The following is a 23424-nucleotide window of genomic DNA, read 5'->3' on the forward strand; positions in this document are numbered from 1 at the left end:
GGCTGCGCAACCGCAGCGAAGCAGTGCCAGTGAAAGACATGCCGCCAGCCTAGGTCGCCACCCACCGCACCTGCCACCGATTTATTCGGGGGCTCGGGTCAGGTACGTACCCGGCGGTCTTTGCCGACGGCGAAGGCGACGATCAACTGGACGGTGGCCATGGCGGTCAGCATTCCCAGGCTGGCGGTCCAGCCGCCGGTCCATTCGGCCATGAACCCGGCTCCGATCGGCCCGACGGCGGCCAAGAGGTATCCGATCGACTGGGCCATCCCGGACAGTTGGGTGGTTTCCTGTTGGTCGCGTCCGCGCAGGCTGATCAGAGTCAGCCCGGCAACCAGGGAGGCCCCGGATCCGGCGCCGGCGATCAGAACCCAGCCCAGGGCCAGCTGCGGCAGAGCGATCAGCCCGACCAGGCCGATCAGCATCGGGATGCTGGCCGCCAATGCTGCGGGCAGCACATTGGTGCCGCGCACCAGCCGGGGTGCGGTGAACACCCCGACCAGGGCCGCGAGTTGGAAGACGAACAGCAGCACACCGGATTCCTGTGGGGTGCGGCCGATGGCCAGCCCGATCGTCGGCAGCCAGGTGGCGACGACGAAGAAGTGGGTCGATTGCAGGCCCATGAAGGCAGTCACCAACCAGGCGGTGGGTTGGCGCCACACCGAAACGGGCCGGCCCGAGACCGGCTCCGGCTCCTCCACCGGACGGGCTGCGGCCCGGGTGCGGGGCAGCCACAACAGCGCCACCAGGGCGGCGGGGATCGCCCAGAAGGCCAGGGCTCCACGCCAGCCGACCACCTCCGACATCGGGACGGCGATCACCGAGGCGATCGCAGCACCGATCGTCATGCAGGCCGAGTAGATGCCCGTCGCGCGGGCCACCTTGCCGGCGTAGTCACGTTTCAGCACCGTCGGCACCAGCACATTGCCGACCGCGACGGCGCAACCGAGCACCGCCGTCCCGGCCCACAGTCCGAGGCCGCCGCCGTAGGAGCGCAGCAACACTCCGAGCACGATGCCGATCAGGGCTGCCATCAGGGCCCGCTCCACCCCGAAGCGGCGTGCCGGGTGGTGCACCAGCGGTGAGATCAGGGCCAGTGCCACCAGGGGAACCGCCCCGAGGGTTCCCTGGACACCTTCGCTCAACTGCAGGTCCGCCCCCAGTTGCGGCAGCACCGACCCGACCGCGGTCATGGCCGGACGCAGGTTGAACGCGACGGCGAAGATCAGTGCCGTCGTCACCGCAGCACGAAGGGTCGTGTTCGACCGTCGCTGTTCCGGTGAGTTGCCGCCGTCCATCTGCGGATCGTAAGCCACCAAGGCGTCGCGGCTCACCCGTCGCCGGTTCACCTGAAGGGCTGGTGTGGCAGCACGGAGGTTGCCTTTAGGCTCGAGGCATGAGTACCGCTAAGACGATGACCACCCTGATCGCCGGCTTGGCCGCCTTGACCCTGTTGGGTGCCTGCGCCCCCAACGACCCGGAGCCGACCGACCCGGCGGAGCCGACCGCTACTCAGGAGGCTCCCCCGGCCGACCCGACCCCGGGTGAGGCCGAGAGCTCACCGAAGTCGGACGATGATGACAAGCAGGGAGCCGACATCGAGAAGGGCTTCGCTGCTGTCGAGTTGGCCGAGTCCGAGACTTCCAACGGAAAGGCGATCAGCCTGGACTGGGACGACGACGGCCATTGGAAGGTCGACGTCATCGAAGGGAAGACCGAACGCGAGTTCACGATCAACGCCGACGGCACCGAGGTGATCGAGGTCGAGGACGACGATGCCGACAGTGATGATGTCGAGCGGTTGTCGAAGGCCTCGGTGAGCCTCACCGACGCGGTGCGCAAGGCGATGGGCGAGGTCGAGGGCACGCTCGACACGGCGGAACTGGACGAGGTGGACTCCAACGTCGCCTGGGAGGTCGAGATCGACACCCCCGAGGGTGACGACGTCTCGATCTACATCAACGCGGCCAGCGGCGAGGTTCTGAACCGCGGCTGACGTCCGCTTTCGGCGACCAGAACCTCCGACACCGGTTTCGCCGGTACCAAAACTTCCAACTCACCCGCCGTTTCGGCCCAGATCGGGTCAGATCGGACGGGTGAGTTGGCGGTTTTGGTACCGCAGTTTTTGGTACCGCAGTCTTAGGTACTGCTTTGTGCTCAGACCAGCCGGCAACTGACCCGGGCGGTACACAACCGGCGTCCGGAGTCGTCGACCAGCACCACCTCGTAGCTGGTGGTAGTGCGTCCCAGGTGAATGGCGGTGGCGGTGCCGGTCACCCAGCCCTCGGTGGCCGAGCGGTGGTGGGTGGCGTTGATCTCGGTGCCGACCGCTTTCATCCCCCGGGGCTCGCCGTGCAGGTAGGAGCCGATCGAGGCGAGGGTTTCGGCCAGCACACAACTGGCTCCGCCGTGCCACAGGCCCACCGGCTGGGTATTTCCCTCCACCGGCATTCGGCCGACCATCCGCTCGGGGGTGGCCTCGGTCAGTTCCAGGCCCATCTTCGTATCGAGCGCGCTGTCCACGATGTGCTGCGTCATGGCCGACAATCTAGGGCAAAGCGGCGGCGGCCTTGCTGATTCGGGAAGCAGCCGGGAACCGCTGCTCGGGAAAGGGCTCGGTCTGCACCCCACCGCGGGCCCGTTTCCACACCCCACGCACGGTTCCGTCCAGCACCACGGTGGGACGGAACATGCCGTTCTTGCCGGGCACCACGAGTTGTTCGTGTTCGGGGTCGAGGGTGCAGGAACGGTCTTTGTAACCCAGGATCAACTCGTCGAAGCCGGGCAGCAGGAACAAGCCGGCGGCCTCCTTGCGGTGTTCGGCCAGCAGATCGGGCAGGGCCGGGTCGTACCAGTACCGCGTCCCGTCGATGTCGGCATCGGCCAGTGCGTCGCCCGCGACGGCGATCGCCTGCTTGGCGTCGCGGACGGTGAGCCCGGTCCAGCGGACGAAGTCGGCAACGGTGGCCGGCCCGTGGGAGGTGAAGTACCGGGTGGCCCACTCCCCCAGGGCTTCCTCCCCGGCCGGGGTGTACGGGTCGGGCACGAGATCATCGAGGACGCAGAAGAGTTGCTCCTTGTCGCGAATCGGCCCCTGCACCAGCACCCCGGTGTAGCTCAATACCGACAGCAGGTGGTATCCCCGGCCGGGTACCTCCAGGTAGCCGTGCGGCTCCCACAGTTCCAGCACCTCGGCGCGGGTCAGCGGCCCGCGCTCACGAATCGCCGCCACCGCCAACTCACCGCTGTGGGCGAGCATCGCCTCGTCCAGACCCAACTCGGCACGGCGACGGGCCGATTGGGCGAACACCCGCGGCCCGGTCAGCGCGCACATCCAGCCGATGTCGACCCCACGGGTGAAGTGCAGCGTGCCGCGCATCGGCCACGACCGCACCAGGCCGCCGTCGGCGAAGGCCTGCCGCACCGCATCGACCGACCGTCCGCTGGTGCGCAGCGCCACCGAGACCAGGGCTCCGGGCAGGTCCTGGGCCTGGACGCAGCCGAGATGGCGCACCACCTCGACCGGATCGTCCGCCTGCTCGCCGACCAACCGCTGGGCCACGATGCGGGCCGAACTGATGTCACCGGGTGTGAAAACCATGCGGTCCTCCCTGAGCGGATGGGCGTTTCATTGTGTGCACTGGGTGCACCGATGTCGAGGGCTCACCCCAACCGTCGTACCGAAAAATGAGACGCCATTTCACAACGCAGGAGTTCTTGCCCTAGCGTGCAGAGCATTCCATCCGGGCTTCGGCCCATTCAGGCAAGGACATTTCCTTCATGATTCGACTCGCGGACTCCCGCCGGCCCCACACCGTACGCAGCGCGTACGGCATGTGCGTCGCTGTGGCCCGTCCGTGTTGTTGTCGCGCCTGACGCTCGTCGGCTGACCCCGGCTGCCCCCGGCAGCACGGTCCTCTCCGGCACCACCGGACGCCTCGTCGTCCCTCCGCACATCCCGGTCTCGGCTCTGCCGTGGCCGACCGATCGATGTGATCCACCAATCCCTCGACCGTTGTGCTTCCATCCCCGGCCGCATATCCGGTGATCGGCGCGCTCACAAAGCTCCCCCGACTGCTCCGGTAGGCCGCCCGGCTGACCCGCCGGCCCATTGCTCGACCGTCCCGCGCACCGCCCGGGACAGATCCTTCGCACCCATTTCGGAGTAAACCCATGATTCTCACCGGACTTCTGCTGGGCATTGTGCTCGGCTTCGTTCTGCAACGCGGACGCTTCTGCGTCACCGGCGCCTTCCGCGACGTGTGGCTGTCGCGTTCCACCCGCTGGCTGACCGCCTTCGGACTGGCGATCGCGGTGCAGGCCGTGCTCGTGCAGTTTCTGCTCGCGTTCGGCCTGATTCAGGTCAAGGTGCCCCAGATCGCCTGGCTCGCCGTGGCCGGCGGCTCCCTGATCTTCGGCATCGGCATCGTGCTGGCCGGCGGCTGCGCAACCGGCACCTACTACCGCTCCGGCGAAGGCCTGATCGGTTCTTGGATCGCCCTGATCTTCTACGCCCTGCTCGCCTCGGTGATGAAGTACGGCGCGTTGCGGCCGGTCAACGACGCGGCCCGTGCCGGCAAGTCGGAACTCACCACCATCCACGACTCCCTCGGTATCAGCCCCTGGATCCCGGTCGTCGCACTCGTGGCCGTGGTGGCCTGGGGTATCACCCGGCAGCGTGCCCAACGCGTCGCGACCCTGCCGCCGAAACCGGGTCGTTCTGCCCTGGCGCACCGGCTGGTGGGCAAACCGTGGAGCCCCTATGCGACCGCGATCGTGGTCGGCGTCCTCGCCGCGGTGGCCTACCCCCTGTCGAACGCCACCGGACGAGCCGCCGGGATGGGGATCACCACCCCGTCGGCCAATATCGTGCAGTTCCTGACCACCGGTGATGCGAGCCTCATCGACTGGGGCGTGCTCTTCGTGCTCGGCCTGATTCCGGGTTCGTTCATCGCGGCCAAGTTGTCGGGTGAGTTCAAGCTGCGGGTGCCGGACGCCCCGACCACCGTGCGCGCGATTGCCGGCGGCGCGGCGATGGGCGTCGGCGCGGCCCTCGCCGGTGGCTGCACGATCGGCAACTCCTTGGTGCAGACCGCCCTGTTCAGCTACCAGGGCTGGGTCGCCTTCGTGTTCACCCTGCTCGGGGTGGGCATCGGCGCCCGCTACTTCATCCAGACCCACCGACGGGCCGGTGCCGCACCGGTTGCCCTGCCCCGCGTCGGCGCCAACAACTGATCATCGACAGACAGGAAAGAACCATGAGCATTCTGAACCGCTTTCGCACCGCCAAGAACGTCGTCACCTCCCCGGTCAGCCCCGACGTCGAGACGATCACCCCACTCGATTCGGCCACCGAGGCCCGGCGCTACCAACTGAACACCCTCGGTCAGGTCTGCCCCTTCCCGCTGGTGGAGGCCAAGCAGGCGATGCAGCAGTTGAACTCCGGGGACGAGTTGGTGATCGACTTCGACTGCACCCAGGCCACCGATTCGATTCCGCACTGGGCGGCTGCGGCCGGACACCCGGTGACGCACTTCGAGCAGGTGGGTGAGGCGGCCTGGACGATCACGGTCCGGAAGGCCTGAGGACACCGGCCCGAACCGGACGCGCGGGGTGTTGCGATTCGCAACACCCCGCGCAGCGTCGAACATGCCGGCGGCTAGGTGAGGTGGTCGTGGATGCCCGAGACCCAGTCCGCGTAACGGCGGGCCGATCGCTGGACGGCGTCGTGGGCGTCTTGGGGCAGACACCTGCCGAAGTTGTTGTAGAGGCGGTCGAAGTCATAGCGGGCGACGTGTTTTGCGATCCGGGTCACGACATCGGCCGACAGCGGGATCATGTTCGGGAACGAGCGCATGAAGGTGACCCAACCGGCGGCCGGAGTGGGGAAGATCGTGTCACCGCCGAACAACACTCCCCCGCCGTCCCGCCCGCGCCAGTGCACCACCACGCTTCCCGGAAAATGACCCCCGGGCTGGCTGGCGACCATGTCCTCGGCCAAGCGCAGTTCCCCGTCCCAGATCACCGTGTTGGTGGGCCGGTGACCCAGCCACTGCTCGTCCTTGGCCGAGATGTAGACCGGGCAGTGGCCGAAGGCCTCCGACCACAACGACTGCAGCCCGTACATGTGCGGATGCGAGGCGATGATCCCGGCCAGCCCACCGAGGCGGGCGACCTCGGCGATGGCCCGGTCATCGATGTGAGTCGGTACTTCGATCATCACCGGCCCGGCGGCCGTTTCGACCAGGAGCGGGGTCTGGCCGATACCGGGGCAATCGTGCTGGGTGATTGCGTGGACGCCCGGTTCCAGCTCGGCGATCGACAGGTGTGCCGCCGGCTCCGGTTCGCGCGGGTCGAGCCAGTGCTGACCGTCGGGCGGCAGGTACTGGCGGTCGTCCGCGCAGATCGGGCACACGGTGCTGTCGGCGCCGGTGGTCTCAGCGCTGCGTTCGACACCACAGGTCGAGCACTGGACGACGGGGGTGGTTGCTGTCAAAGCTGCTCCCAAGAGTTCTCCGGGGCCGCTCGGTACGGCCCACGAAAACAGCCTTGAACTTCAAGTGCACTTGAAGTCAAGACCTGATCTTGGCAAGCTGCCCGACATGGGTGACACAGCGGAGGAACTCACCATCGGCGAGGTCGCCGAACGCGCCGGGCTGGCCACCTCGGCCATCCGGCACTACGAGAGCCTCGGCCTGCTCACCAGCACCCGCAACGACTCCGGCCACCGCCGGTTCAACCGGTCGGTGCTGCGCCGCATCGCCGTCATCCAGGCCGCCCAGCACGTCGGGCTCAGCCTGGCCGAGATCCGCCGGGCCTTTGCGAAGTTCCCCGCCGATCACGCCCCCACCAAACAGGACTGGGTACGCCTCAGCAAGACGTGGCGCCCCCTGTTGGACGCCCGCATCAGAGAACTCGAACAGGTGCGCGACGGGTTGTCGATGTGCATCGGGTGTGGCTGCCTCACCATGCGCCAGTGCGCCATCTACAACCCGCACGACGAACTCGCCGCCACCGGATCCGGCGCCCGGCGCATGTTCCCCGAGTTTCACCCGCCCACCTGATCAACCGGGACGACCTCCGGCTGTCGGCAGCCGGAATCAGGCGAAGACACCCTCGATGAGCGGCTCGGAGGCACCCTCGGGCCGGTAGAAGGGCCGGCCCCCTTCGACGGTGCAGCGGCGCATCAGCCGGTACTGCGGAAAGTGGTCGGACAAGGCGCGGTGATTGGTGCAGCGCTCGTCCCAGATCGCAACGTCACCCTCGCGCCAGCGCCACCGCACGGCCCAGTTCGGGTTGTGCACCAGTCCGTTGAGATACCCCAGCAGGGCATCGCTCTCGGCTCGGTGCATGTCGACGATCTGGTCGATGAAGGAGCTGAGGAAGAGCGCCTGGCGACCCGTCTCGTCATGGGTACGTACCAGCGGCAGGATCGCGCCACGCAGGTTGTCGCGGATCAACTGCTCGGTTTCGCCGCCGTACAGGCGGATGTTGGCCTCGATGAAATGCGGCGAGGGCTTGTGCCATGCCCGTAGGCCGTTGCAGATGCGCTTCATCTCGTCGGAGAGGCTGTCGTAGGCGGCATACAGGCTCATCCACAAGGTGTCACCACCGACCGGAGGAATGCTCATCGCGGCCAGAATCGCCAGCGTGGGTGGCTCGGCCCAGTAGGTCAGGTCGGTGTGGAACCCGTCGGCGGCGGGCGGGCTTTCGGGGGTGTCCTCGACCGGATGCAGCACGGTATCGCTGTTGTGCAACTTGCCGACCGGGTTCACCATGGGCGTGCCCCACCGGCGGGCCAGGGCGACGTGATCCTCCTCCGACAGGTGCTGGTCGCGCAGGAAGATCACGTGATGGTCGAGCAGAGCCTGGTGCAAGTCGTGAAACTGCTCATCGCTCAGGTCGCTGAGATGCACTCCCTCGACCAGAGCCCCGATGTTGGCGTTCAACCGCGTGATGCGCATCTTTCCGCCTTCGTGCGACTGCGTTGCGGTATCGGCGACTTGTACGGAGTTCATGGATATCCCTTCATTGGTCGGCTGTGAGCCGCTTTCCGGCGGAACCCCTGCGAGGCGACTCCCGGTTCCGGGGGCGGTGACGATTCGCCATCCGCACCCGCTGTGACGTCAATAAGTTAGTGAACTACCATTTGTGAGTCAATGCCCATTGATAGGTTTGGTCGGCGAAAGGAGGTTCGGCAATGGGGTTACGTGAGCGCAAGAAGGTGCAGACACGTCGGCGTATCGTCGACGCTGCCCTGAACCGCTTCGTCGAGCAGGGCTATGAGGCGACCACCGTCGAGGAGATCGCCGGTGACGCCGACATCTCGGTGACCACCTTCTTTCGCTATTTCCGCGCCAAGGACGAGGTGCTCTTCGCCGACTCCGACCACTGGGCGCCCGAGGTGCGGTCGTTGATCGAACAACGCCCGGCCGATGAATCCGACCTCGAGGCCATCCATCAGGCACTGCGCACCTTCCACGAACAGGGCGGCGTTGATGATGATGCGCGCCGCATGCAGCGTCATCGCGTCACCGACGAAACGCCCGTCCTCAGCGGACGCGCCCAACTGGTTGCCGCCCGCTGGAAGCAGGAGGTCGCCGCCGCGTTGGCCGAACGACGGGGGGTCGACATGGATGATCGCGACGTGCACCTGCTCGCGGCGATCTCCTTCACCATCCTGCGGTTCGCCGAGGACGAGTGGTATGCCGGCCGGGGTTCGGTCGACTGGCTCACGTCCCTCGATGCGGCTTTCGACCGTTACGCCCGGCTGGCACGGGCGTAGGGTGTCGTCATGATTCCACCGGTCGTTGATCTCACCTGGTTGCGCGCCCACCCCGAAGCGATGATCGCCGATGTTCGTTGGTATCTGGACGGACGGTCCGGCCGCGAGGCCTACGATGCCGGACACCTTCCCGGCGCGGTGTTCATCGATCTGGACGAGGCACTGTCCGCCCCGGCCAGTACCGAGGCCGGACGCCACCCGCTGCCCGACCCCAAGGATTTCGCCGCCGCGATGGAGGCCGCCGGCATCGGGGCCGACTCGATCGTGGTCGGCTACGACGACGGTGGTGGGTTCTCCGCCGGCCGACTGATCTGGATGCTGCGGGCCCTGGGTGTCGACGCCGCCCTGTTGGACGGCGGCCTGACCGCCTGGGACGGCGAGCTCAGCACCGACCCTGCACCCGACCCCGAGGGCGACATCTCCTTCCCGGTCGGCACCTGGGGTCCGGAACTGATCGCGACCATCGACGAGGCCGCCGCCGCCGGCCCGATGGTGATCGACGCCCGCTCGGCCGAACGCTTCCGCGGCGAGGGCCCGAACCGGGACGCGCAGGCCGGGCACATTCCGGGCTCGCGCAGCGCACCGATGACCGACAACCTCACCGACGGCCGCCGGTTCAAGACCCCCGAACAACTCCGCGAACGCTTCGCGGCCTTGGGCATCACCGATGCGGGCGAGGTGATCAGTTCCTGCGGATCGGGCGTCACCGCCTGCCACAACCTGTTGGCGATGGAATACGCCGGGCTCGGACGGGGCCGGCTCTACCCCGGTTCGTGGTCGCAGTACGCCGCGACCGACCGTCCGATCGCCACCGGCGACTGAGCCGAGGGGACGAGGCTCAGCGCATCACCGAGGAGTACGGCTCGCGTGGGTCGGCGGTCACGTTGTAGGCCTCGAGCTTCCAGTGCGCACCGGCGCGGTCGAGCACTATCCAGCCGCAGTTGTGCAGCCCGGCGAAGGTGCGCGAGACGGTGAAGTCGTAGCCGAGGAAGTAGGCCAGGCCGACCCGCCAGGCCATCCCGTGGCCGACCGCGAGCAGCACCTCGTCATCATCACCGGCCTCGACCAGTTCGTGCAGGGCGGCCGATACCCGGCGGCCGAGTTCGTCACCGGTCTCCCCCGCATCCGAGCGCCGAAAGTCGCGCCCGGCGGCCAGGTCCTCGAAGAATCCGGGATGGGCGGCGGCCACCTCGTCGCGGGTCATGCCGACCCAGTCGCCGACGTTGATCTCCTGCAGGCGGGCGTCGGTGGTCACCTCCAACCCGGTGAGTTCGGCGATCACCTCGGCGGTTTGGGAGGCCCGCTGCAGGTCCGAGGACACGATCCGGGTCGGGGCCAGGGCGGCGACCCGCGGGGCGGCGTCACGGGCCTGGGCGAGCCCGGTGTCGTTCAGTGGTACGTCGGCCTGTCCCTGCATGCGTCCGTGCAGGTTGCCGTCGGTCTGTCCGTGTCGCCACAGAATCAGCCGGCGAGCGGTCACGCCATCTCCTCCGGCAGTCCCAGTGCGACTCGGGGGCAGTCGGACCACAACCGCTCCAGGGCATAGAGGCCGCGTTCCTCGGTGTGCTGGATGTGCACCACCACGTCCAGGTAGTCGAGCAGCACCCAGCGCTGTTCCCGGTCACCCTCGCGGCGGGTGGGTTTGGCGTCCAGGTCTTCGCGGAGCTTCTTCTCGATCTCGTCGACGATCGCGCCCACCTGACGTTCGGTCTCGGCGGTGATCACCAGGAAGACATCGGTGATCGCAAGTTGCTCGGACACGTCGTAGGCGATCAGGTCGGTGCCCATCTTGTCGGCGGCGGCTGCGGCCGCGACCTTGGTCATCTCGATCGCACGATCGGTTGCGCTCACGCGGATTCCTATTCGTTCTCGGGCAGGTACAGGCCCCGCTTCTGGATGTACTGCACGATGCCGTCGGGCACCAGGTACCAGATCGGCAGGCCCCGGGCGGTGCGGGCGCGGCAGTCGGTGGACGAGATCGCCATCGCCGGCACGTCCAGCAGGGTCACCCGGTCGGACGGCAGGTGGTCGATCGCCCCGTCCAGTGAGATCCCGGGCCGCGACACCCCGACGAACTGGGCCAGGTCGAACAGTTCGTCGGCCCCCCGCCAGGTCAGGATTCGGCTCAGTGCGTCGGCACCGGTGATGAAGAACAGGTCGACATCGCCGCGTTCGGCGCGCAGATCCTTGAGGGTGTCGACGGTGTAGGTGTCGCCGGGACGTTCGATGTCGACCCGGCTCACGGTGAAGCGCGGGTTGGACGCGGTGGCGATCGCGGTCATCAGGTAGCGGTCTTCACCCAGCGACACCCGGCGGTGCTTCTTCTGCCAGGGCACGCCGGTGGGGACGAAGACCACCTCGTCGAGGTGGAAGCGGGCGGCGACCTCCGAGGCCGCAGCCAAGTGTCCGTGGTGGATCGGATCGAAGGTGCCACCCATCACGCCGAGGCGGTAACGGGCTCCCGGCGTCGCATCGGGTCGGCGGGCCAACCCCGGTTGCGTGGTCAAGATCAGCTGTGCGGACGGCCCTTGCCGATGCCGCGCACGAAGGCCAGCGCGACCAGCAGAGCGATCAGGGCGATGATCCCGAACACCAAGGGGTGTGGCCCGTAGGCCTCGAGAAACACAAATCCAAGATTCATGACGCGCAGCCTACCGAATTCAGCCGCGAACCTGGCCAGTGCCGCGAACGACGAACTTCGTGGAGGTCATTTCGGGCAGGGCCATCGGCCCGCGGGCGTGGGTTTTCTGGGTCGAAATGCCGATCTCGGCGCCGAAACCGAACTCGCCCCCGTCGACGAACCGGCTGGATGCATTCACCAGTACCGCGGCGGCGTCGACCTGGTCGACGAACCGGCCGGCGGCCTCGGCGTTGTCGGTCACGATCGATTCGGAGTGGCCCGAGGTGTGGGCGCGGATGTGCTCGATCGCCTCGTCCATGTCGGCGACGACCTTGGCCGACAGGTCCAGCGACAGCCATTCCTCATCGAAATCACCCTCGGCTGCCGGCACCACGTGCTCGTTGCCGTTACCGGCCGCCACGACCGCCCCGTCGCCGTGCACGGTCACCCCGGCCGAGGTCAGTTCGGGCAGTGCCTTGGCCAGGAAGTCCTCGGCGATCGCCTCGTCGACCAGCAGGGTCTCCAGCGCATTGCACACCGAGGGACGCTGCAGCTTGGCGTTCACCATGATGTCCAGGGCCATCTGCTGGTCGGCCTCGCTGTGCACGTAGAGGTGACAGTTGCCGGTACCGGTTTCGATCACCGGCACCTGCGATCCGGTGACGACCGCGTTGATCAGGCCGGCCCCACCGCGCGGGATCAGCAGGTCGACCAACCCCCGGGCGGTCATCATCTCGGTGGTGACCTCCCGTCCGCCGGCAACCAGCGCCACGGCGTCCTCGGGGAAATCGGCGGCGGCCAGCCCGGCGCGCAGGGCGTTGACGATGGCCACGTTCGAGTCGTAGGCAGAGGACGAGCCGCGCAGCAGCGAGGCGTTACCCGACTTCAGGCAGATACCGGCGGCGTCGGCGGTGACATTGGGCCGGGCCTCGTAGATGATGCCGATCACGCCGATCGGTACCCGAATCTGGCTGATCTCCAGCCCGTGCGGGGTGGTCCAGCTACGCACCGCGCTGCCGACCGGGTCGGTCAGGTCGGCGAGTTGGCGCAGGCCGTCGGCCATACCCACCAGCCGGTCGTGGTTGAGGCGCAGCCGGTCGATCAGCGAGGCGGCGGTGCCGGATTCCTCGGCCCGGGTGATGTCGACCTGGTTCGCGGCGAGAATCTCGTCCTCGGCCGCCAGCAGGGCGTCGGCCATCGCGTGCAGCGCGGCATCCTTCTCGGCGCGCGTGGCGGTGGCCAGACGGATCGCGGCGGTACGGGCGGCAGTGGCCTGTTCGGTGAATGACATGGGTCCTCCTGAGCGGGCAATCTACCGGGCGGATCACTCCACCACCACGGTGTTCCAGGTCTCGGCGGCCACCGGACTGGGTCGATATCCGCGCACCTCGGGGTCGAGCACCAGGTGCGGCTGCGGGTACGCCAGCGGAACCACGGCCCGGAAGTCGTCGAGTCGCAGCGACACATCGGCCCAGGTGCGTTGCGGATCCCGGCCGGGGTCGGTGGCCGCGGCGTTGACCGTGGTGCTGATCGCGGGCTGGACGAAGCCGAACTCTGCGTTCTGGGCGCCGAACTTGGGTACCAGCAGGTTCGCCGGGTGGCTGGACGAGGATGACCAGCCCATCAGATGCAGATCGTGCTCGTCGGCGCGGTTCGGGTTGCTGATCAGGTCGAGGTAGTCGGGCCAGGACGCGGCCACCGGTTGCACGGTGAAGCCGAGCGCTTCAAGTTGCTCGGCGACCACCACATAGGTCTCCTCCGGTGCCGGCAGGTACGGCAGGGTCACCCCGCTGGGGTAGGCCAGTTTCACCGTGAGGTCGTCGCCGTAGTAGCCGGCCTCGGTCAGCCGCAGCTTGGCCAGCTCCGGGTCGGGTTCCTCGGCCTCGATCCCGGCGTGGCCGAGCATGCCGGGTGGGATCAGTTCGTGGGCGGGGCGGGTGTCGGTGGGCAGGATCACCCCGTCCAGCAGTTCTTGGCGGTTGATGCCCAGCGCGATCGCCCGGCGTACCCGCACATCGGCCAGCATCGGGTTGTGCTGGTTGAAGCCCACGTACAGCACCGAGGGTTGCCGGCGGTTGATCACCACCGGCTTGCTGCCCTTCTCGGCCAGTTCGGCCAGGTCGGCATCGTCGGCCGGTTGCAGTACCTCGAAACCGTTCACACGTCCTGCGGCCAGGTCGGCCAGCCGGGCTTTGGAGTCGGGTACCACCCGCAGCACCGCCTTGTTCAGCTCGGCGGGTTGGCCCCAATAGTCGGGGTTGCGCTCCACCACGACCTGCACCAGTGGCTCATGGGCCAGGAAACGGAACGGTCCCGTCCCGGTCGGGTGGGCGGTGGCGTATTCGCTGGCCCGCGGGTCGGCGGTGGCCGAGTCGGCATCGGCCCGGTACTCCGCCAGGGCCGTGGGGCTCTGCATCGCGAACTGGGGCTGGGCCAGCACTTCGAGCAGGTTCGGGGTCGGCCGGGTCAGGGTGATCCGCACCCGACGATCGTCCACCCGGGTGCAGGAATGGTAGAGCTCGTGCCCGTCGCGGAAGAAGTGGGCGCGGTAGGTTTCGGCGGTGCGGGCCGCACGTCCGCGCCACCGGTGCCAGCGGTCGAAGTTGGCGCACACCGCAGACGGGGTGAAGGCGGTTTCGTCGTGGAACTGCACGCCCTCGCGCAGGGTGAAGACCCACTCGGTGTGCTCGTCATTGTGTTCCCAGGCTTCGGCCAGGGCCGGTTGCACCCCGGTGCCCACCTCGTCGGGGGCAACCAGCCCCTCGAAGATCTGCCGGGCGAGTTGTTCGCTGGCGGGGTCGGTGGCGAAGGCCGGGTCGAAGCCGAGCGGCTCGGTGCCGGTGGCATGGACGTAGATTCCCTGCCCGCCCGAGGTATTCGGTGAGGGTTCGGGCGGCGGGACGGGGTTGGGTGCGCAGGAGGCGGTCAGCAACGCGACCACACCGGCCGCGATCACCCGCCGTCGCACCCGTCCAGCCCTGATCACCGAGTCAGCGTAGCCGGACACCTGGTCACCGCCGTCAGTTCCGGCTGCGGGCCGGTTCTCCCCGCTTGACCAGCAGTGCCATCGCGTCGCGGTGAATCACGGTGCGCTCGTAGCCGGGGCCGTATTCGGCCACCAGATCGGTGGTGCTGCGCCCGATCAGGTCGGGTAGTTCGGTGGCGGCGTAGTTGGTCAGCCCCCGGGCGATCAGGGTGCCGTCGGCGGCGACCACATCGACCGGTTGGCCGGCGCGGAAGGTGCCGCGCACCTGCACCACCCCGGCGGGCAACAACGACGCCTTGCGTTCGGTCAGGGCGCGCACCGCTCCGTCGTCGACGACGAGTTCACCCTTGGCCTCGGTGATGTGGGCCAGCCACAACAGCCGGGTCGGACGACGTTTGCCGGTGGGATGGAAGATCGTGCCCACCGGTTGCCCCCCGAGGGCGTCGGCGGCTGCGGAGGCCTTCGCCAACACCACCGGGATTCCGGCCGAGGTGGCGATCCGGGCGGCTTCGATCTTGGTCTGCATGCCGCCGGTGCCGACCGCGGTTCCGCGTCGGGAGATGTCGATGTCGCGCAGGTCGGCGGCCGAGCGCACTTCCTCGATGCGGCGGGCGTTCGGCTTGGACGGGTGGTCGCTGTACAGTGCGTCGACGTCGGTGAGCAGCACCAGCGCGTCGGCGTGCACCAGGTGGGCGACCAGGGCGGCCAGTCGGTCGTTGTCACCGAAGCGGATCTCGTGGGTGGCGACGGTGTCGTTCTCGTTCACCACCGGCAACACCCCCAGCTCCAGCAACCGTTCGGCGGTGCGGTGGGCGTTGCGGTAGTGCTGTTGGCGGGTCAGGTCGTCGACGGTGAGCAGCACCTGGCCGACCACGATGCCGTGCTGGGCGAAACGCTGGGTGTAATGCTCGATCAGCAGCCCCTGGCCGACCGCGGCCGCGGCCTGCTGGGTGGACAGATCATTGGGCCGGTTCGCCAGCCGCAGCGGGCCCAGGGCGGCGGCGATCGCGCCGGAGGAGACCAGGATCACTTCGCGGCCCTGCTGCTTGTTCGCGGCGAGCACGTCCACCAGGGCATGCAGGCGGCGCAGGTCCACCCCGCCCTCGTCGGTGGTCAGCGCGGATGAACCGACCTTGACCACCACCCGCCGGGCCCGGGCCACGGTGTTTCTCATTGCCGATCCGGTTCCTCGGTCCAGTCCTCGTGCAGCCAGTCGTCGTCGTCGAGGTTGTCGTCGTCCTCGTCGAGGTCGTCGCCGGCCTTGGCACGGTGGTATTCCTCGTCGCGGATCCGGCGACGGGCGGCGGCCGGGCGCAGTTCTTCGAGGCGATGATCCTCACCGCGCCGGGACAGAATCTCGGCGCCCACGTCGATCTGCGGGGCGAAGTCGAACACCACCGGGTTCGGGTCGCCGATCGCGACCGCTTCACCCTGTTGGGCGCCGAGCTTGAGCAACTCGTCCTCGATGCCCACCCGGTTCAGCCGGTCGGCCAGGTACCCCACGGCCTCGGGGTTGTTGAAGTCGGTCTGGCGCACCCAGCGCTCGGGCTTGCTGCCGCGCACCCGCCAAACATCGCCGACCTCGGCGTCGTACTCGCGGGTGATGGTGAACTCCGGCCCGCTGCGCACCGGCTCGGGGCGCAACACGATCCGCTTGGCGGTCGGTGCCGGAGTCGCGGCCCGGCGCTGCCGGACGATATCGGCCATCGCGTGGATGAGTTCGGTGAGGCCCTGACCGGTCTTGGTGGAGATCTCGAACACCGGCCAGCCCTCGGCGGCGACCTCGTCGCGGACGATGTCGGCCAGTTCGGCGGCATCGGGAACGTCGATCTTGTTCAGCGCCACCAGGCGGGGACGGTCTTCCAGGCCACCGAAGGCGGCCAGTTCGGCCTCCATCACCCGCAGGTCGGAGACCGGGTCGCGTCCGGGCTCGAAGGTGGCCAGGTCGACCACGTGCACCAGGGCGGCGCAACGTTCGATGTGGCGCAGGAAGTCGTGGCCCAGACCCTTGCCCTCGCTGGCGCCCTCGATCAGGCCGGGCACATCGGCCACGGTGAAGGTGGTGTCGCCGGCGACCACCACACCCAGGTGCGGGGTCAGCGTGGTGAACGGATAGTCGGCCACCTTCGGTCGGGCCCGGGAGATGGCCCCGACCAGGGACGACTTGCCCGCGCTCGGGTAGCCGACCAGGCCGACATCGGCCACGACCTTCAGTTCGAGGATGATCTTGCGTGCCTCGCCCTCTTCGCCGAGCAGGGCGAAACCGGGGGCCTTGCGGGTGCGGGAGGCGAGTGCGGCATTGCCCAAACCACCGCGACCGCCGGTGGCGATCACCACCTCGTCGTCGTGGTGGGCCAGGTCGGCCAGCATTTCGCCGGTGGCGGCGTCGCTGACCTGGGTACCGATCGGCACGGGCAGCACGATGTCGTCGCCGTTGGCGCCGTTCTGGTTGTCACCGCGGCCGGGCTCACCGTTCTGGGCGCGCCGATGTGATTGCCGGTGGTAGTCCACCAGGGTGGTCAACCCGGGGTCGACGCGCAGGGTGACCGAGCCACCGTTGCCGCCGTTGCCGCCGTCGGGTCCACCGAGGGGCTTGAACTTCTCGCGACGCACCGAAGCGCAACCGTGGCCACCGTTTCCGGCGGCCACGTTGAGCGTTACTTGGTCAACGAACGATGGAATCGCCATCGGCGCTCCTCCTTCGTTGTCCGGGTGATCCTGTCGTCGGCACTCAGGCCGACGGGGCCACCTCGGCAGTCTTGATGTTCACGACCCGGCGGCCGCGCTTGTTGCCGAATTCGACCTCGCCGGGAACCAGGGCGTAGAGGGTGTCGTCACCACCACGGCCCACGCCGGTGCCGGGATGGAAGTAGGTGCCGCGCTGACGGACGAGGATCTCGCCGGCGCTGACGGTCTGGCCGCCGAAACGCTTGACGCCCAGACGCTTGGAGTTGGAGTCGCGACCGTTACGGGTCGACGACGCGCCCTTCTTTGTTGCCATGTCGCTACCTCAGCTCTCGATCCCGGTGACCTTGACCTGCGTGTAGCGCTGGCGATGGCCCTGGCGCCGCCGGTACCCGGTCTTGTTCTTGTACTTGAAGATCCGAATCTTCGGGCCCTTGGTCTCGGCGAGCACCTCAGCGGTGACCTTCACCTTGTCCAGCGCCTTGGCCTCCGAGGTCACGGTGTCGCCGTCGACAACCAGCAGCGGCTGCAACTGAACCGAGGAACCCACCTCGTCGGCGACCTTGTCGATCTCGAGGACATCGCCAACGGCCACCTTGTGCTGGCGGCCGCCACTGCGCACGATCGCGTACACGCCTGACCCACTCTCTTCTGCCTGGAAAACTTTCACGCGGTGCTCACCGGACCAACCATCCGTTGGGACGTGGAGACGAAATCGCTGCAGGAATACAACCGCACCGCGTGCGCACCGAGGATCAATGTTAGGCGGCACCCGCGAACCGGTCAAACCAGCGGGATCTTTCCGCTCCGCCCGCCCCGGTTTCCCTACATTGAGCATGCACTGAGGAGGAACAATGGACTTTGAGCACAAGCAGGTCGATGCGAACGGCCTGTCCATGCACGTCACGATGGCCGGATCGGGCCCGGCGGTATTGATGATGCACGGTTTCCCCGGATTGGGCTACTCGTGGCGGCATCAAATCCGTGCCCTGGCCGAGGCCGGCTACACCGCGATCGCCCCCGATATGCGCGGCTACGGCCGCACCGATGCCCCGACCGAGGTCGAGGCCTACGGTCGCGACAAGGTGGTCTCGGATGCGCTCGGTGTGCTCGACGCCCTCGGCATCGATGAGGCGGTGGTGTCAGGACACGACTTCGGGGCGACGCTGGCCTGGGATCTGCCGCATTGGGCACCCGACCGGATTCGTGGGGTGATCGGGGTGAGCGTGCCGATGATGCACCGCGCCCCGCAGCGCCCCTCGGAGACCTACGCGGCGATGGCCGAGGAGCACTTCCTGCACTACGACTACTTCCGCGAACCCGGAATGGCCGAGGCCGAGATCAACCCGCGCACCGAGGAGTTCCTGCGCCGGGTGTTCTTCGCCCTCAGCGGCGGGTTCCACTACCTCGACCTCTGGCAGCAGCCGAGCTACGGCCCGGACGGGCGCCGGCTGGGGTACTTGGATGTGCTGCCCGAGACCCCCGAACTGCCCTGGCCGTGGCTCACCCAACAGGACTTGGACGTGTATGTCGAGGGCTTCGGGCACGGTTTCACCGGCGGACTGAACTGGTACCGGGCCAATGACCTGGTCTGGGAGCAGACGGCCGAGTTCGCCGACGACCCGATCACGTGCCCGGCGGTGTTCGTGGCCGGTGCACGCGACACCGTGGTGGAGATGTTCGGCGCAGCCGGCCTGGAGTCGATGCGCGATCTGGCCCCGAACCTGACCGATATCCACATCATCGAGGGTGCGGGTCACTTCGTGCAGATGGAGGCTGCCGAGGAGGTCAACAAGATCTTCCTCGACTTCCTCGCCGGTCTGGACTGACCCGCTCATCCCGACCGTTGCCCCGTCACCGTGGCGGGAGCCGCCGTCGGTGATGGATACAAACGCACCCCAGAGCCGGGTATCCGGCACTTTCTGGCCCTATCGGCCCGGTTGGGGTGCGTTTTCATCCACCGGCCCAAACACACGACGAAAGCGGCTCCGCCACCTCTCGGTGACGGAGCCGCTTCATCGCTCGGGTGAACCCCGGTGATCAGTCCTCGGACGACTCCGGTTCGGCGGCGCGCAGGGCGTCGCCCTCGGGAGCGAGTTCGGTCTGCTGGGCAACCGGCGGTTCAGGCTGGCCCTCTTCGACCGCCTCGGCAGCGGGCTTCTTGGCCCTGGTGCTGCGGCTGCGGGTGCGCTTGGGCGCGGCCTTGGCATCTTCGGTCTTGGCATCGTCGGCCTTGGCATCCTGCTCACCCGACTCGGCGTCGTTGTCCGAGGTATCGGCCTTCTTCTCCGAGGTATCGGCCTTCTTCTCCGGGGCATCGGTCTTCGGCTCGGCGTCGGACTTGGCTCCGGTGTCACCCTTGGCTCCGGTGTCGGCCTTGGATTCGGCCGACTTGGAGCTGCTGCGGCGACGTCGGGCCGGCTTGACCTCGTCCTCGCCCGCACCGGACTGTGCCGGCTTGCTCTGCTTACCCTTCGAGGACGACTTCGGCTTCTGCTCCGCCTGCTTCGGCTCGTCCTGCTTGGGCTCGTCCTGCTGCTGAGAAGTCTCGGCCTGCTTGTCGGCAGCCTCGGCATCCTGCACCGTGGGCTCGGCAGACTCGGGGGCCTCCTCATCCTTGTGGGAACCACCGACGGTGGCCGCAACCACCTTCATGATTTCCTCGCGGTTGTGGCTCTGGTTCTCGGCCTCGCCGTTCTTGTCCTCGGACTGCTGCTGCTTGTGCTCGTCCTTGGCCGAACCGTTGCCGCCGCCCTTGTTGCGGCGGTTGCGTCCGCTGCGGCTGCGCCGCTCGCCACCATCGGCCTGGGTCTGGGTGGCCACCGGCATGTCGTGCACGTGGTAACCCCGTCCCTGGCAGGTTTCACAGGGTTCGCTGAAGGCGCTGTCCAGACCGGTACCGATCTTCTTGCGGGTCATCTGCACCAACCCGAGGCTGGTCACCTCGGCCACCTGGTGGCGGGTGCGGTCGCGACCCAGGCATTCGACCAAGCGGCGCAGCAACAACTCACGGTTGCTGGGCAGCACCATGTCGATGAAGTCGATCACGATGATGCCGCCGATATCGCGCAGCCGCAGTTGGCGCACGACCTCCTCGGCCGCTTCCAGGTTGTTGCTGGTGACGGTGGCCTCGAGGTTGCCGCCGGTGCCGGTGAACTTGCCGGTGTTCACATCGATCACCGTCATCGCCTCGGTGCGGTCGATCACCAGCGAACCACCGCTGGGCAGGTGCACCTTGCGTTCCATCGCCTTGGAGATCTGCTCGTCGATCCGGCGGGCGGCGAAGACGTCTCCCCCATCGCGATCCCACTTGCTGATCCGGTCGCTCAGGTGCGGGGCGACGTCGGCCACATAGGCGGTCACCGTCTCATAGGCGTCGTCATCACCGTCGTTGCCGTCGATGGTCAGCGAGACGAAGTCCTCGGTGAACAGGTCACGCACGATGCGCACGGTCAGGTCGGGCTCGCCGTAGAGCTGTTGCGGGGCCGAGCCCTTGCGCTTCTTGTCGATCGATTCCCACTGGGCCTTGAGCCGGTTCACATCGTGCACCAGCTCCTTCTCGCTGACCCCTTCGGCGGCGGTGCGCACGATCACCGAGGCCGACTCGTCGACCACCCGCGAGAGGATCTCGCGCAGTCGCTGCCGTTCGGTGTCGGGCAGCTTGCGGGAGATGCCGGACAGGTGCGCGCCCGGGGAGTACACCACGTAGCGGCCGGGCATCGAGATGTGATGGGTCAGCCGGGCGCCCTTGGCGCCGATCGGATCCTTGGTGACCTGCACCAGGATCGACTGGCCGCTCTTGAGCACCTTCTCGACCTGACGCGATTCGCCGGCCTCACCGAAGGCACTCCAGTCGATGTCACCGGCGTAGAGCACGGCGTTACGGCCCCGGCCGATGTCGATGAAGGCGGCCTCCATGGACGGGAGCACGTTCTGCACCCGACCCAGGTAGACATTGCCGATCAGTGAGGCGGCCGAATCCCGGTCGACGTAGTGCTCGACGAGCACATCGTCCTCGAGTACCGCGATCTGGGTGAGTTCGTCGTTCTGCCGAATCACCATCTCGCGCTTGACCGACTCGCGACGGGCCAGGAACTCGGCCTCCGAGAGCACCGGCGTGCGGCGGCGGCCGGCCTGGCGTCCCTCGCGGCGACGCTGGCGCTTGGCCTCCATCCGGGTCGAACCCTCAATACCGGTGATCTCGTCATTGCGCGACGAACGCGGCTCACGCACCCGCACCACGACATCCATCGAGTCGTCGTCCGAGCCGCCGGAGTCCTCCCCGCGGCGGCGCCGGCGACGACGGCGACGGCGGGTGCTGCTGCTGCCCGAATCGTCGCTGCCGGAAGGCTGGTCGTCGTCCTCGCCCGAGTCGTTGTCGTCCTCGTCGTCGGAGTCGTCATCGGGGGTGGCATCGCTGCTGTCACTGTCCCCGCTGCGGCGGCGACGACGGCCACCACGGCGCCGACGGCGGCGGCGCGGGGTACCGGACGATTCGCCGTCGGCGGAGTCATCGTCGGAGTCGTCGCCGTTGTCGCTGTCCTTGTCCTCGCCGTCCTTGTCGGCGTCCTTGACCTCGGCGTCGGCGTCGTTGTCATCGGACGTGGCCTCGTCATCGGCCTTGTCGTCGACCGACCCGCTGTCCTCGGCGGTTTCCTCCGGGGCCTGCTCGAGGTGTGCGTCGGCGGTGGCCTCGTCCTCTTCGTCGGTGGCCTGTTCGGCTTCTTCACCGACCGGCAGGGTTTCCAACTTCTCGACCGGCGGCGGGGCGGCGGTCGGACGGGTCGCCCGGCGGCGGGTACGGGTGCGGCCGGACGGCGCCTCGTCCTCGGTTGTCGCTGAAGTGGCGCGGCTCTCCGACTTCTGTTCGGCCGAGTCCTCGGGGGCCTCGACCGGGGTGTCGGCCGTGCGGCGGGTACGGGTACGGGTGCGACGCGGGGCCTCGTCGGCTTCTTCGGCCGGGGTCGCGGCATCGCTCTGATCATCGGTCTTCGCCTCGGTCGACCGGTTGCGGCGACGCGGGGCCGGCTTGTCCTCGGCTGCGGTCACCGGCGCGGGTGTCTCGTCGGAAGCCACTTCGGTGACCGGGGCGGGCTCACCGGCGGGCTTGGTGGCCCGGCGCCGGCGGGGCGGCTTGGTCTCGGAAGCGGTGTCGTCGGCTGCGGTGGCGGGGGTGGTCTCGGTGGCCGGGGGCTGCTCGGCGGCGGGGCTGGTGATGGGTTCGGTCACCGGAGTCGTCTCGACGGTGACCTCGGGCGGGGGGCCGGCCGGACGGCTGGCGGCCCGGCGGCGGGTGCGAGCCGGCCTGGCCGGTGCGTCTTGGGTGGTGGGGGTGGTGTTTTCTTCGTTGTCGAGCATGCAGGCTCCTCAAGGCCGGGGTGTGACGGCACCCCGATCCCGGACACCGGGCGGCCAGGGCCGACCCGAAAGCTGGCGGTCTCGACACCTACGTCGCACGTACCCCCGCGGTCGCTGTTGCGTCGCGGTCGAGTACGCGGCCGATCCCACCCCCGTCGTCATCTGCGGGGCGGAACTCGGTGCCGAACTCGGGTGCCGGCGGCACCCAAACCTGAGTCCACTATCGCACACCCTGCCCAAAAGCACCGATCAGCGACTCACTCGGCGAGCGGATCACCGACCGTGTCGCCGCTCAGGGGGCCCTGGGCCAGCCGGGTCAACAGCACTCCGTCGGGGGCGAAGCGTTCGTCCACCTGGCTCATCGCCGAGAGCACATCATCGGGGCGCACCAGGGGTGTGGTGTGTCGGATCACCAGCAGCAATCCCCCATCCTCGACCGCAGCGCTGACCACCGCGGCCCGGGCATCGAAACTGCGCATCCCGTTCTTGGTCATCCGCTGTACTTCGACCCCCTCGCGGGCCAAGAACTGCGGCACGATCTCCTCGATCAGGCCGTCCGGCACCCCGGTGAGCTCGACCCGCCAGCACGAGGCGGTGAGTTTGTCGGCCAGGCTCCCCTTGGTGCCCGCCACCACCGCGAGCACCGACAGGCCGGTGGGCAGCGCATCGTTGAGGGCCTGTTGCACCAGTACCGGGTCGCAGACCTCGCTGGTGCCGATCTCCAGGTACTCGGCCTCGGTCGCCGCACCGGTGGGCGCGGCGTTGGCGAAGGAGACCCGCGGATGCGGATTGAACCCCGAGGAGTAGGCCATCGGCACCCCGGCGCGGCGCAACGCCCGGTCGAAGGCCCGGCTGAAGTCACGATGTGAGGTGAACCGGGCCCGGCCCCGCTTGGCGTACTGCACGCGCAGCCACTGAACCGGGGGTGCCTGCTGTTCGGGTTGGCGTCGATTACTGCTCACAAGCCCACAGCATAGGCGGCCCGGCCAC

At 68.2% G+C, this 23424-nt stretch carries 23 protein-coding genes and 1 pseudogene; 7 read left to right on the forward strand and 17 right to left on the reverse strand.

What is annotated here, in order from left to right; translation table 11 throughout:
• Positions 1–98: 98 nt before the first annotated feature.
• Entirely contained in the window at positions 99–1334 is a 1236-nt protein-coding gene (locus ACR4XW_RS14150) for a CynX/NimT family MFS transporter (protein WP_434761216.1), read from the reverse strand.
• A gap of 62 nt (positions 1335–1396) precedes the next feature.
• Between ACR4XW_RS14150 and ACR4XW_RS14155 the strand changes: the two genes are divergently transcribed.
• Positions 1397–1996, forward strand: a complete 600-nt coding sequence (locus tag ACR4XW_RS14155) for a PepSY domain-containing protein (RefSeq protein ID WP_434761217.1) — start codon at positions 1397–1399, stop codon at positions 1994–1996.
• 161 nt (positions 1997–2157) lie between these two features.
• Here the strand turns inward: ACR4XW_RS14155 and ACR4XW_RS14160 are convergent, their stop codons facing one another.
• Both ACR4XW_RS14160 and ACR4XW_RS14165 read right to left on the reverse strand, forming a co-directional pair.
• Positions 2158–2538, reverse strand: a complete 381-nt coding sequence (locus ACR4XW_RS14160; RefSeq protein ID WP_434761218.1) for a hotdog fold thioesterase — start codon at positions 2536–2538, stop codon at positions 2158–2160.
• Positions 2539–2548: 10 nt separating this feature from the next.
• Entirely contained in the window at positions 2549–3601 is a 1053-nt protein-coding gene (locus ACR4XW_RS14165; RefSeq protein WP_434761219.1) for a winged helix DNA-binding domain-containing protein, read from the reverse strand.
• Between the two features lie 572 nt (positions 3602–4173).
• Between ACR4XW_RS14165 and ACR4XW_RS14170 the strand changes: the two genes are divergently transcribed.
• Positions 4174–5235, forward strand: a complete 1062-nt coding sequence (locus tag ACR4XW_RS14170; RefSeq protein ID WP_434761220.1) for a YeeE/YedE family protein — start codon at positions 4174–4176, stop codon at positions 5233–5235.
• 23 nt (positions 5236–5258) lie between these two features.
• Positions 5259–5585 (forward strand): sulfurtransferase TusA family protein, encoded by a 327-nt coding sequence (locus tag ACR4XW_RS14175; protein ID WP_434761221.1) that lies wholly within the window; start codon positions 5259–5261, stop codon positions 5583–5585.
• A gap of 74 nt (positions 5586–5659) precedes the next feature.
• Here the strand turns inward: ACR4XW_RS14175 and ACR4XW_RS14180 are convergent, their stop codons facing one another.
• Positions 5660–6496: an MBL fold metallo-hydrolase gene (locus tag ACR4XW_RS14180; protein ID WP_434761222.1), complete on the reverse strand. Its 837-nt coding sequence runs from the start codon at positions 6494–6496 to the stop codon at positions 5660–5662.
• 106 nt (positions 6497–6602) lie between these two features.
• On the opposite strand from ACR4XW_RS14180, the gene soxR reads away from it, so the two are divergent.
• Positions 6603–7064 (forward strand): redox-sensitive transcriptional activator SoxR, encoded by a 462-nt coding sequence (gene soxR / locus ACR4XW_RS14185; RefSeq protein ID WP_434761223.1) that lies wholly within the window; start codon positions 6603–6605, stop codon positions 7062–7064.
• Between the two features lie 36 nt (positions 7065–7100).
• On the opposite strand, the gene ACR4XW_RS14190 is transcribed toward soxR, so the two are convergent.
• A complete protein-coding gene (locus tag ACR4XW_RS14190; RefSeq protein ID WP_434761224.1) occupies positions 7101–8018 on the reverse strand; it encodes a TauD/TfdA dioxygenase family protein in 918 nt (305 codons plus the stop codon).
• A 182-nt stretch (positions 8019–8200) separates the two neighbouring features.
• Here ACR4XW_RS14190 and ACR4XW_RS14195 point away from each other — a divergent pair, with 182 nt between their 5' ends.
• Both ACR4XW_RS14195 and ACR4XW_RS14200 read left to right on the forward strand, forming a co-directional pair.
• Positions 8201–8785, forward strand: a complete 585-nt coding sequence (locus ACR4XW_RS14195; protein ID WP_434761225.1) for a TetR family transcriptional regulator — start codon at positions 8201–8203, stop codon at positions 8783–8785.
• 9 nt (positions 8786–8794) lie between these two features.
• Complete coding sequence (locus tag ACR4XW_RS14200) at positions 8795–9607, forward strand: sulfurtransferase (protein ID WP_434761226.1); 813 nt, start codon at positions 8795–8797, stop codon at positions 9605–9607.
• 16 nt (positions 9608–9623) lie between these two features.
• Here ACR4XW_RS14200 and ACR4XW_RS14205 read toward each other — a convergent pair whose 3' ends face one another.
• From ACR4XW_RS14205 to rplU, 10 genes are read right to left on the reverse strand one after another with little or no spacing between them, the layout of a single operon-like run.
• On the reverse strand, positions 9624–10265 hold the full coding sequence (locus tag ACR4XW_RS14205) for a histidine phosphatase family protein (protein WP_434761227.1): 642 nt from the start codon (positions 10263–10265) through the stop codon (positions 9624–9626).
• Positions 10262–10636, reverse strand: a complete 375-nt coding sequence (rsfS, locus tag ACR4XW_RS14210) for a ribosome silencing factor (RefSeq protein ID WP_434761228.1) — start codon at positions 10634–10636, stop codon at positions 10262–10264. The genes ACR4XW_RS14205 and rsfS overlap by 4 nt, the downstream gene beginning before the upstream one ends.
• Before the next feature lie 8 nt (positions 10637–10644).
• A complete protein-coding gene (nadD, locus tag ACR4XW_RS14215) occupies positions 10645–11295 on the reverse strand; it encodes a nicotinate-nucleotide adenylyltransferase (RefSeq protein ID WP_434761410.1) in 651 nt (216 codons plus the stop codon).
• A complete protein-coding gene (locus ACR4XW_RS14220) occupies positions 11295–11426 on the reverse strand; it encodes a hypothetical protein (protein ID WP_434761229.1) in 132 nt (43 codons plus the stop codon). The genes nadD and ACR4XW_RS14220 overlap by 1 nt, the downstream gene beginning before the upstream one ends.
• Positions 11427–11445: 19 nt before the next feature.
• Positions 11446–12696, reverse strand: coding sequence for a glutamate-5-semialdehyde dehydrogenase (locus ACR4XW_RS14225; RefSeq protein ID WP_434761230.1), 1251 nt, complete (start codon positions 12694–12696; stop codon positions 11446–11448).
• A gap of 33 nt (positions 12697–12729) precedes the next feature.
• Positions 12730–14412, reverse strand: a complete 1683-nt coding sequence (locus tag ACR4XW_RS14230; RefSeq protein WP_434761231.1) for an ABC transporter substrate-binding protein — start codon at positions 14410–14412, stop codon at positions 12730–12732.
• Positions 14413–14425: 13 nt separating this feature from the next.
• Complete coding sequence (gene proB / locus ACR4XW_RS14235) at positions 14426–15565, reverse strand: glutamate 5-kinase (RefSeq protein WP_434761232.1); 1140 nt, start codon at positions 15563–15565, stop codon at positions 14426–14428.
• Positions 15562–17079: a GTPase ObgE gene (gene obgE, locus ACR4XW_RS14240; RefSeq protein WP_434761233.1), complete on the reverse strand. Its 1518-nt coding sequence runs from the start codon at positions 17077–17079 to the stop codon at positions 15562–15564. Before obgE ends, proB begins: the two co-directional genes overlap by 4 nt.
• Positions 17080–17122: 43 nt before the next feature.
• Positions 17123–17392 (reverse strand): 50S ribosomal protein L27, encoded by a 270-nt coding sequence (rpmA, locus tag ACR4XW_RS14245; protein WP_434761234.1) that lies wholly within the window; start codon positions 17390–17392, stop codon positions 17123–17125.
• 9 nt (positions 17393–17401) lie between these two features.
• Complete coding sequence (gene rplU / locus ACR4XW_RS14250; protein WP_434761235.1) at positions 17402–17710, reverse strand: 50S ribosomal protein L21; 309 nt, start codon at positions 17708–17710, stop codon at positions 17402–17404.
• 220 nt (positions 17711–17930) lie between these two features.
• Here rplU and ACR4XW_RS14255 point away from each other — a divergent pair, with 220 nt between their 5' ends.
• Positions 17931–18905 (forward strand): alpha/beta fold hydrolase, encoded by a 975-nt coding sequence (locus ACR4XW_RS14255; RefSeq protein ID WP_434761236.1) that lies wholly within the window; start codon positions 17931–17933, stop codon positions 18903–18905.
• Positions 18906–19809: 904 nt separating this feature from the next.
• Here the strand turns inward: ACR4XW_RS14255 and ACR4XW_RS14260 are convergent.
• A pseudogene (locus ACR4XW_RS14260) lies at positions 19810–22434 on the reverse strand (Rne/Rng family ribonuclease); the annotation flags it as partial.
• Positions 22435–22691: 257 nt separating this feature from the next.
• On the reverse strand, positions 22692–23396 hold the full coding sequence (locus ACR4XW_RS14265; RefSeq protein WP_434761237.1) for a TIGR03936 family radical SAM-associated protein: 705 nt from the start codon (positions 23394–23396) through the stop codon (positions 22692–22694).
• Between the last annotated feature and the right edge of the window lie 28 nt (positions 23397–23424).

The organism is Pseudenemella bisphenolivorans (genome assembly GCF_051133435.1).
Lineage (GTDB): Bacteria > Actinomycetota > Actinomycetes > Propionibacteriales > Propionibacteriaceae > JAAYAO01.

Excerpts from the sequence above, each read along its gene's own strand:
- soxR (WP_434761223.1), top strand. The coding sequence starts at position 6,603 with ATGGGTGACACAGCGGAGGAACTCACCATCGGCGAGGTCGCCGAACGC.
- ACR4XW_RS14195 (WP_434761225.1), top strand. The coding sequence starts at position 8,201 with ATGGGGTTACGTGAGCGCAAGAAGGTGCAGACACGTCGGCGTATCGTC.
- ACR4XW_RS14160 (WP_434761218.1), bottom strand. The coding sequence starts at position 2,538 with ATGACGCAGCACATCGTGGACAGCGCGCTCGATACGAAGATGGGCCTG.
- ACR4XW_RS14170 (WP_434761220.1), top strand. The coding sequence starts at position 4,174 with ATGATTCTCACCGGACTTCTGCTGGGCATTGTGCTCGGCTTCGTTCTG.
- ACR4XW_RS14190 (WP_434761224.1), bottom strand. The coding sequence starts at position 8,018 with ATGAACTCCGTACAAGTCGCCGATACCGCAACGCAGTCGCACGAAGGC.
- ACR4XW_RS14225 (WP_434761230.1), bottom strand. The coding sequence starts at position 12,696 with ATGTCATTCACCGAACAGGCCACTGCCGCCCGTACCGCCGCGATCCGT.
- ACR4XW_RS14165 (WP_434761219.1), bottom strand. The coding sequence starts at position 3,601 with ATGGTTTTCACACCCGGTGACATCAGTTCGGCCCGCATCGTGGCCCAG.
- rpmA (WP_434761234.1), bottom strand. The coding sequence starts at position 17,392 with ATGGCAACAAAGAAGGGCGCGTCGTCGACCCGTAACGGTCGCGACTCC.
- proB (WP_434761232.1), bottom strand. The coding sequence starts at position 15,565 with ATGAGAAACACCGTGGCCCGGGCCCGGCGGGTGGTGGTCAAGGTCGGT.
- ACR4XW_RS14175 (WP_434761221.1), top strand. The coding sequence starts at position 5,259 with ATGAGCATTCTGAACCGCTTTCGCACCGCCAAGAACGTCGTCACCTCC.
- obgE (WP_434761233.1), bottom strand. The coding sequence starts at position 17,079 with ATGGCGATTCCATCGTTCGTTGACCAAGTAACGCTCAACGTGGCCGCC.
- ACR4XW_RS14200 (WP_434761226.1), top strand. The coding sequence starts at position 8,795 with ATGATTCCACCGGTCGTTGATCTCACCTGGTTGCGCGCCCACCCCGAA.
- ACR4XW_RS14155 (WP_434761217.1), top strand. The coding sequence starts at position 1,397 with ATGAGTACCGCTAAGACGATGACCACCCTGATCGCCGGCTTGGCCGCC.
- ACR4XW_RS14220 (WP_434761229.1), bottom strand. The coding sequence starts at position 11,426 with ATGAATCTTGGATTTGTGTTTCTCGAGGCCTACGGGCCACACCCCTTG.
- ACR4XW_RS14255 (WP_434761236.1), top strand. The coding sequence starts at position 17,931 with ATGGACTTTGAGCACAAGCAGGTCGATGCGAACGGCCTGTCCATGCAC.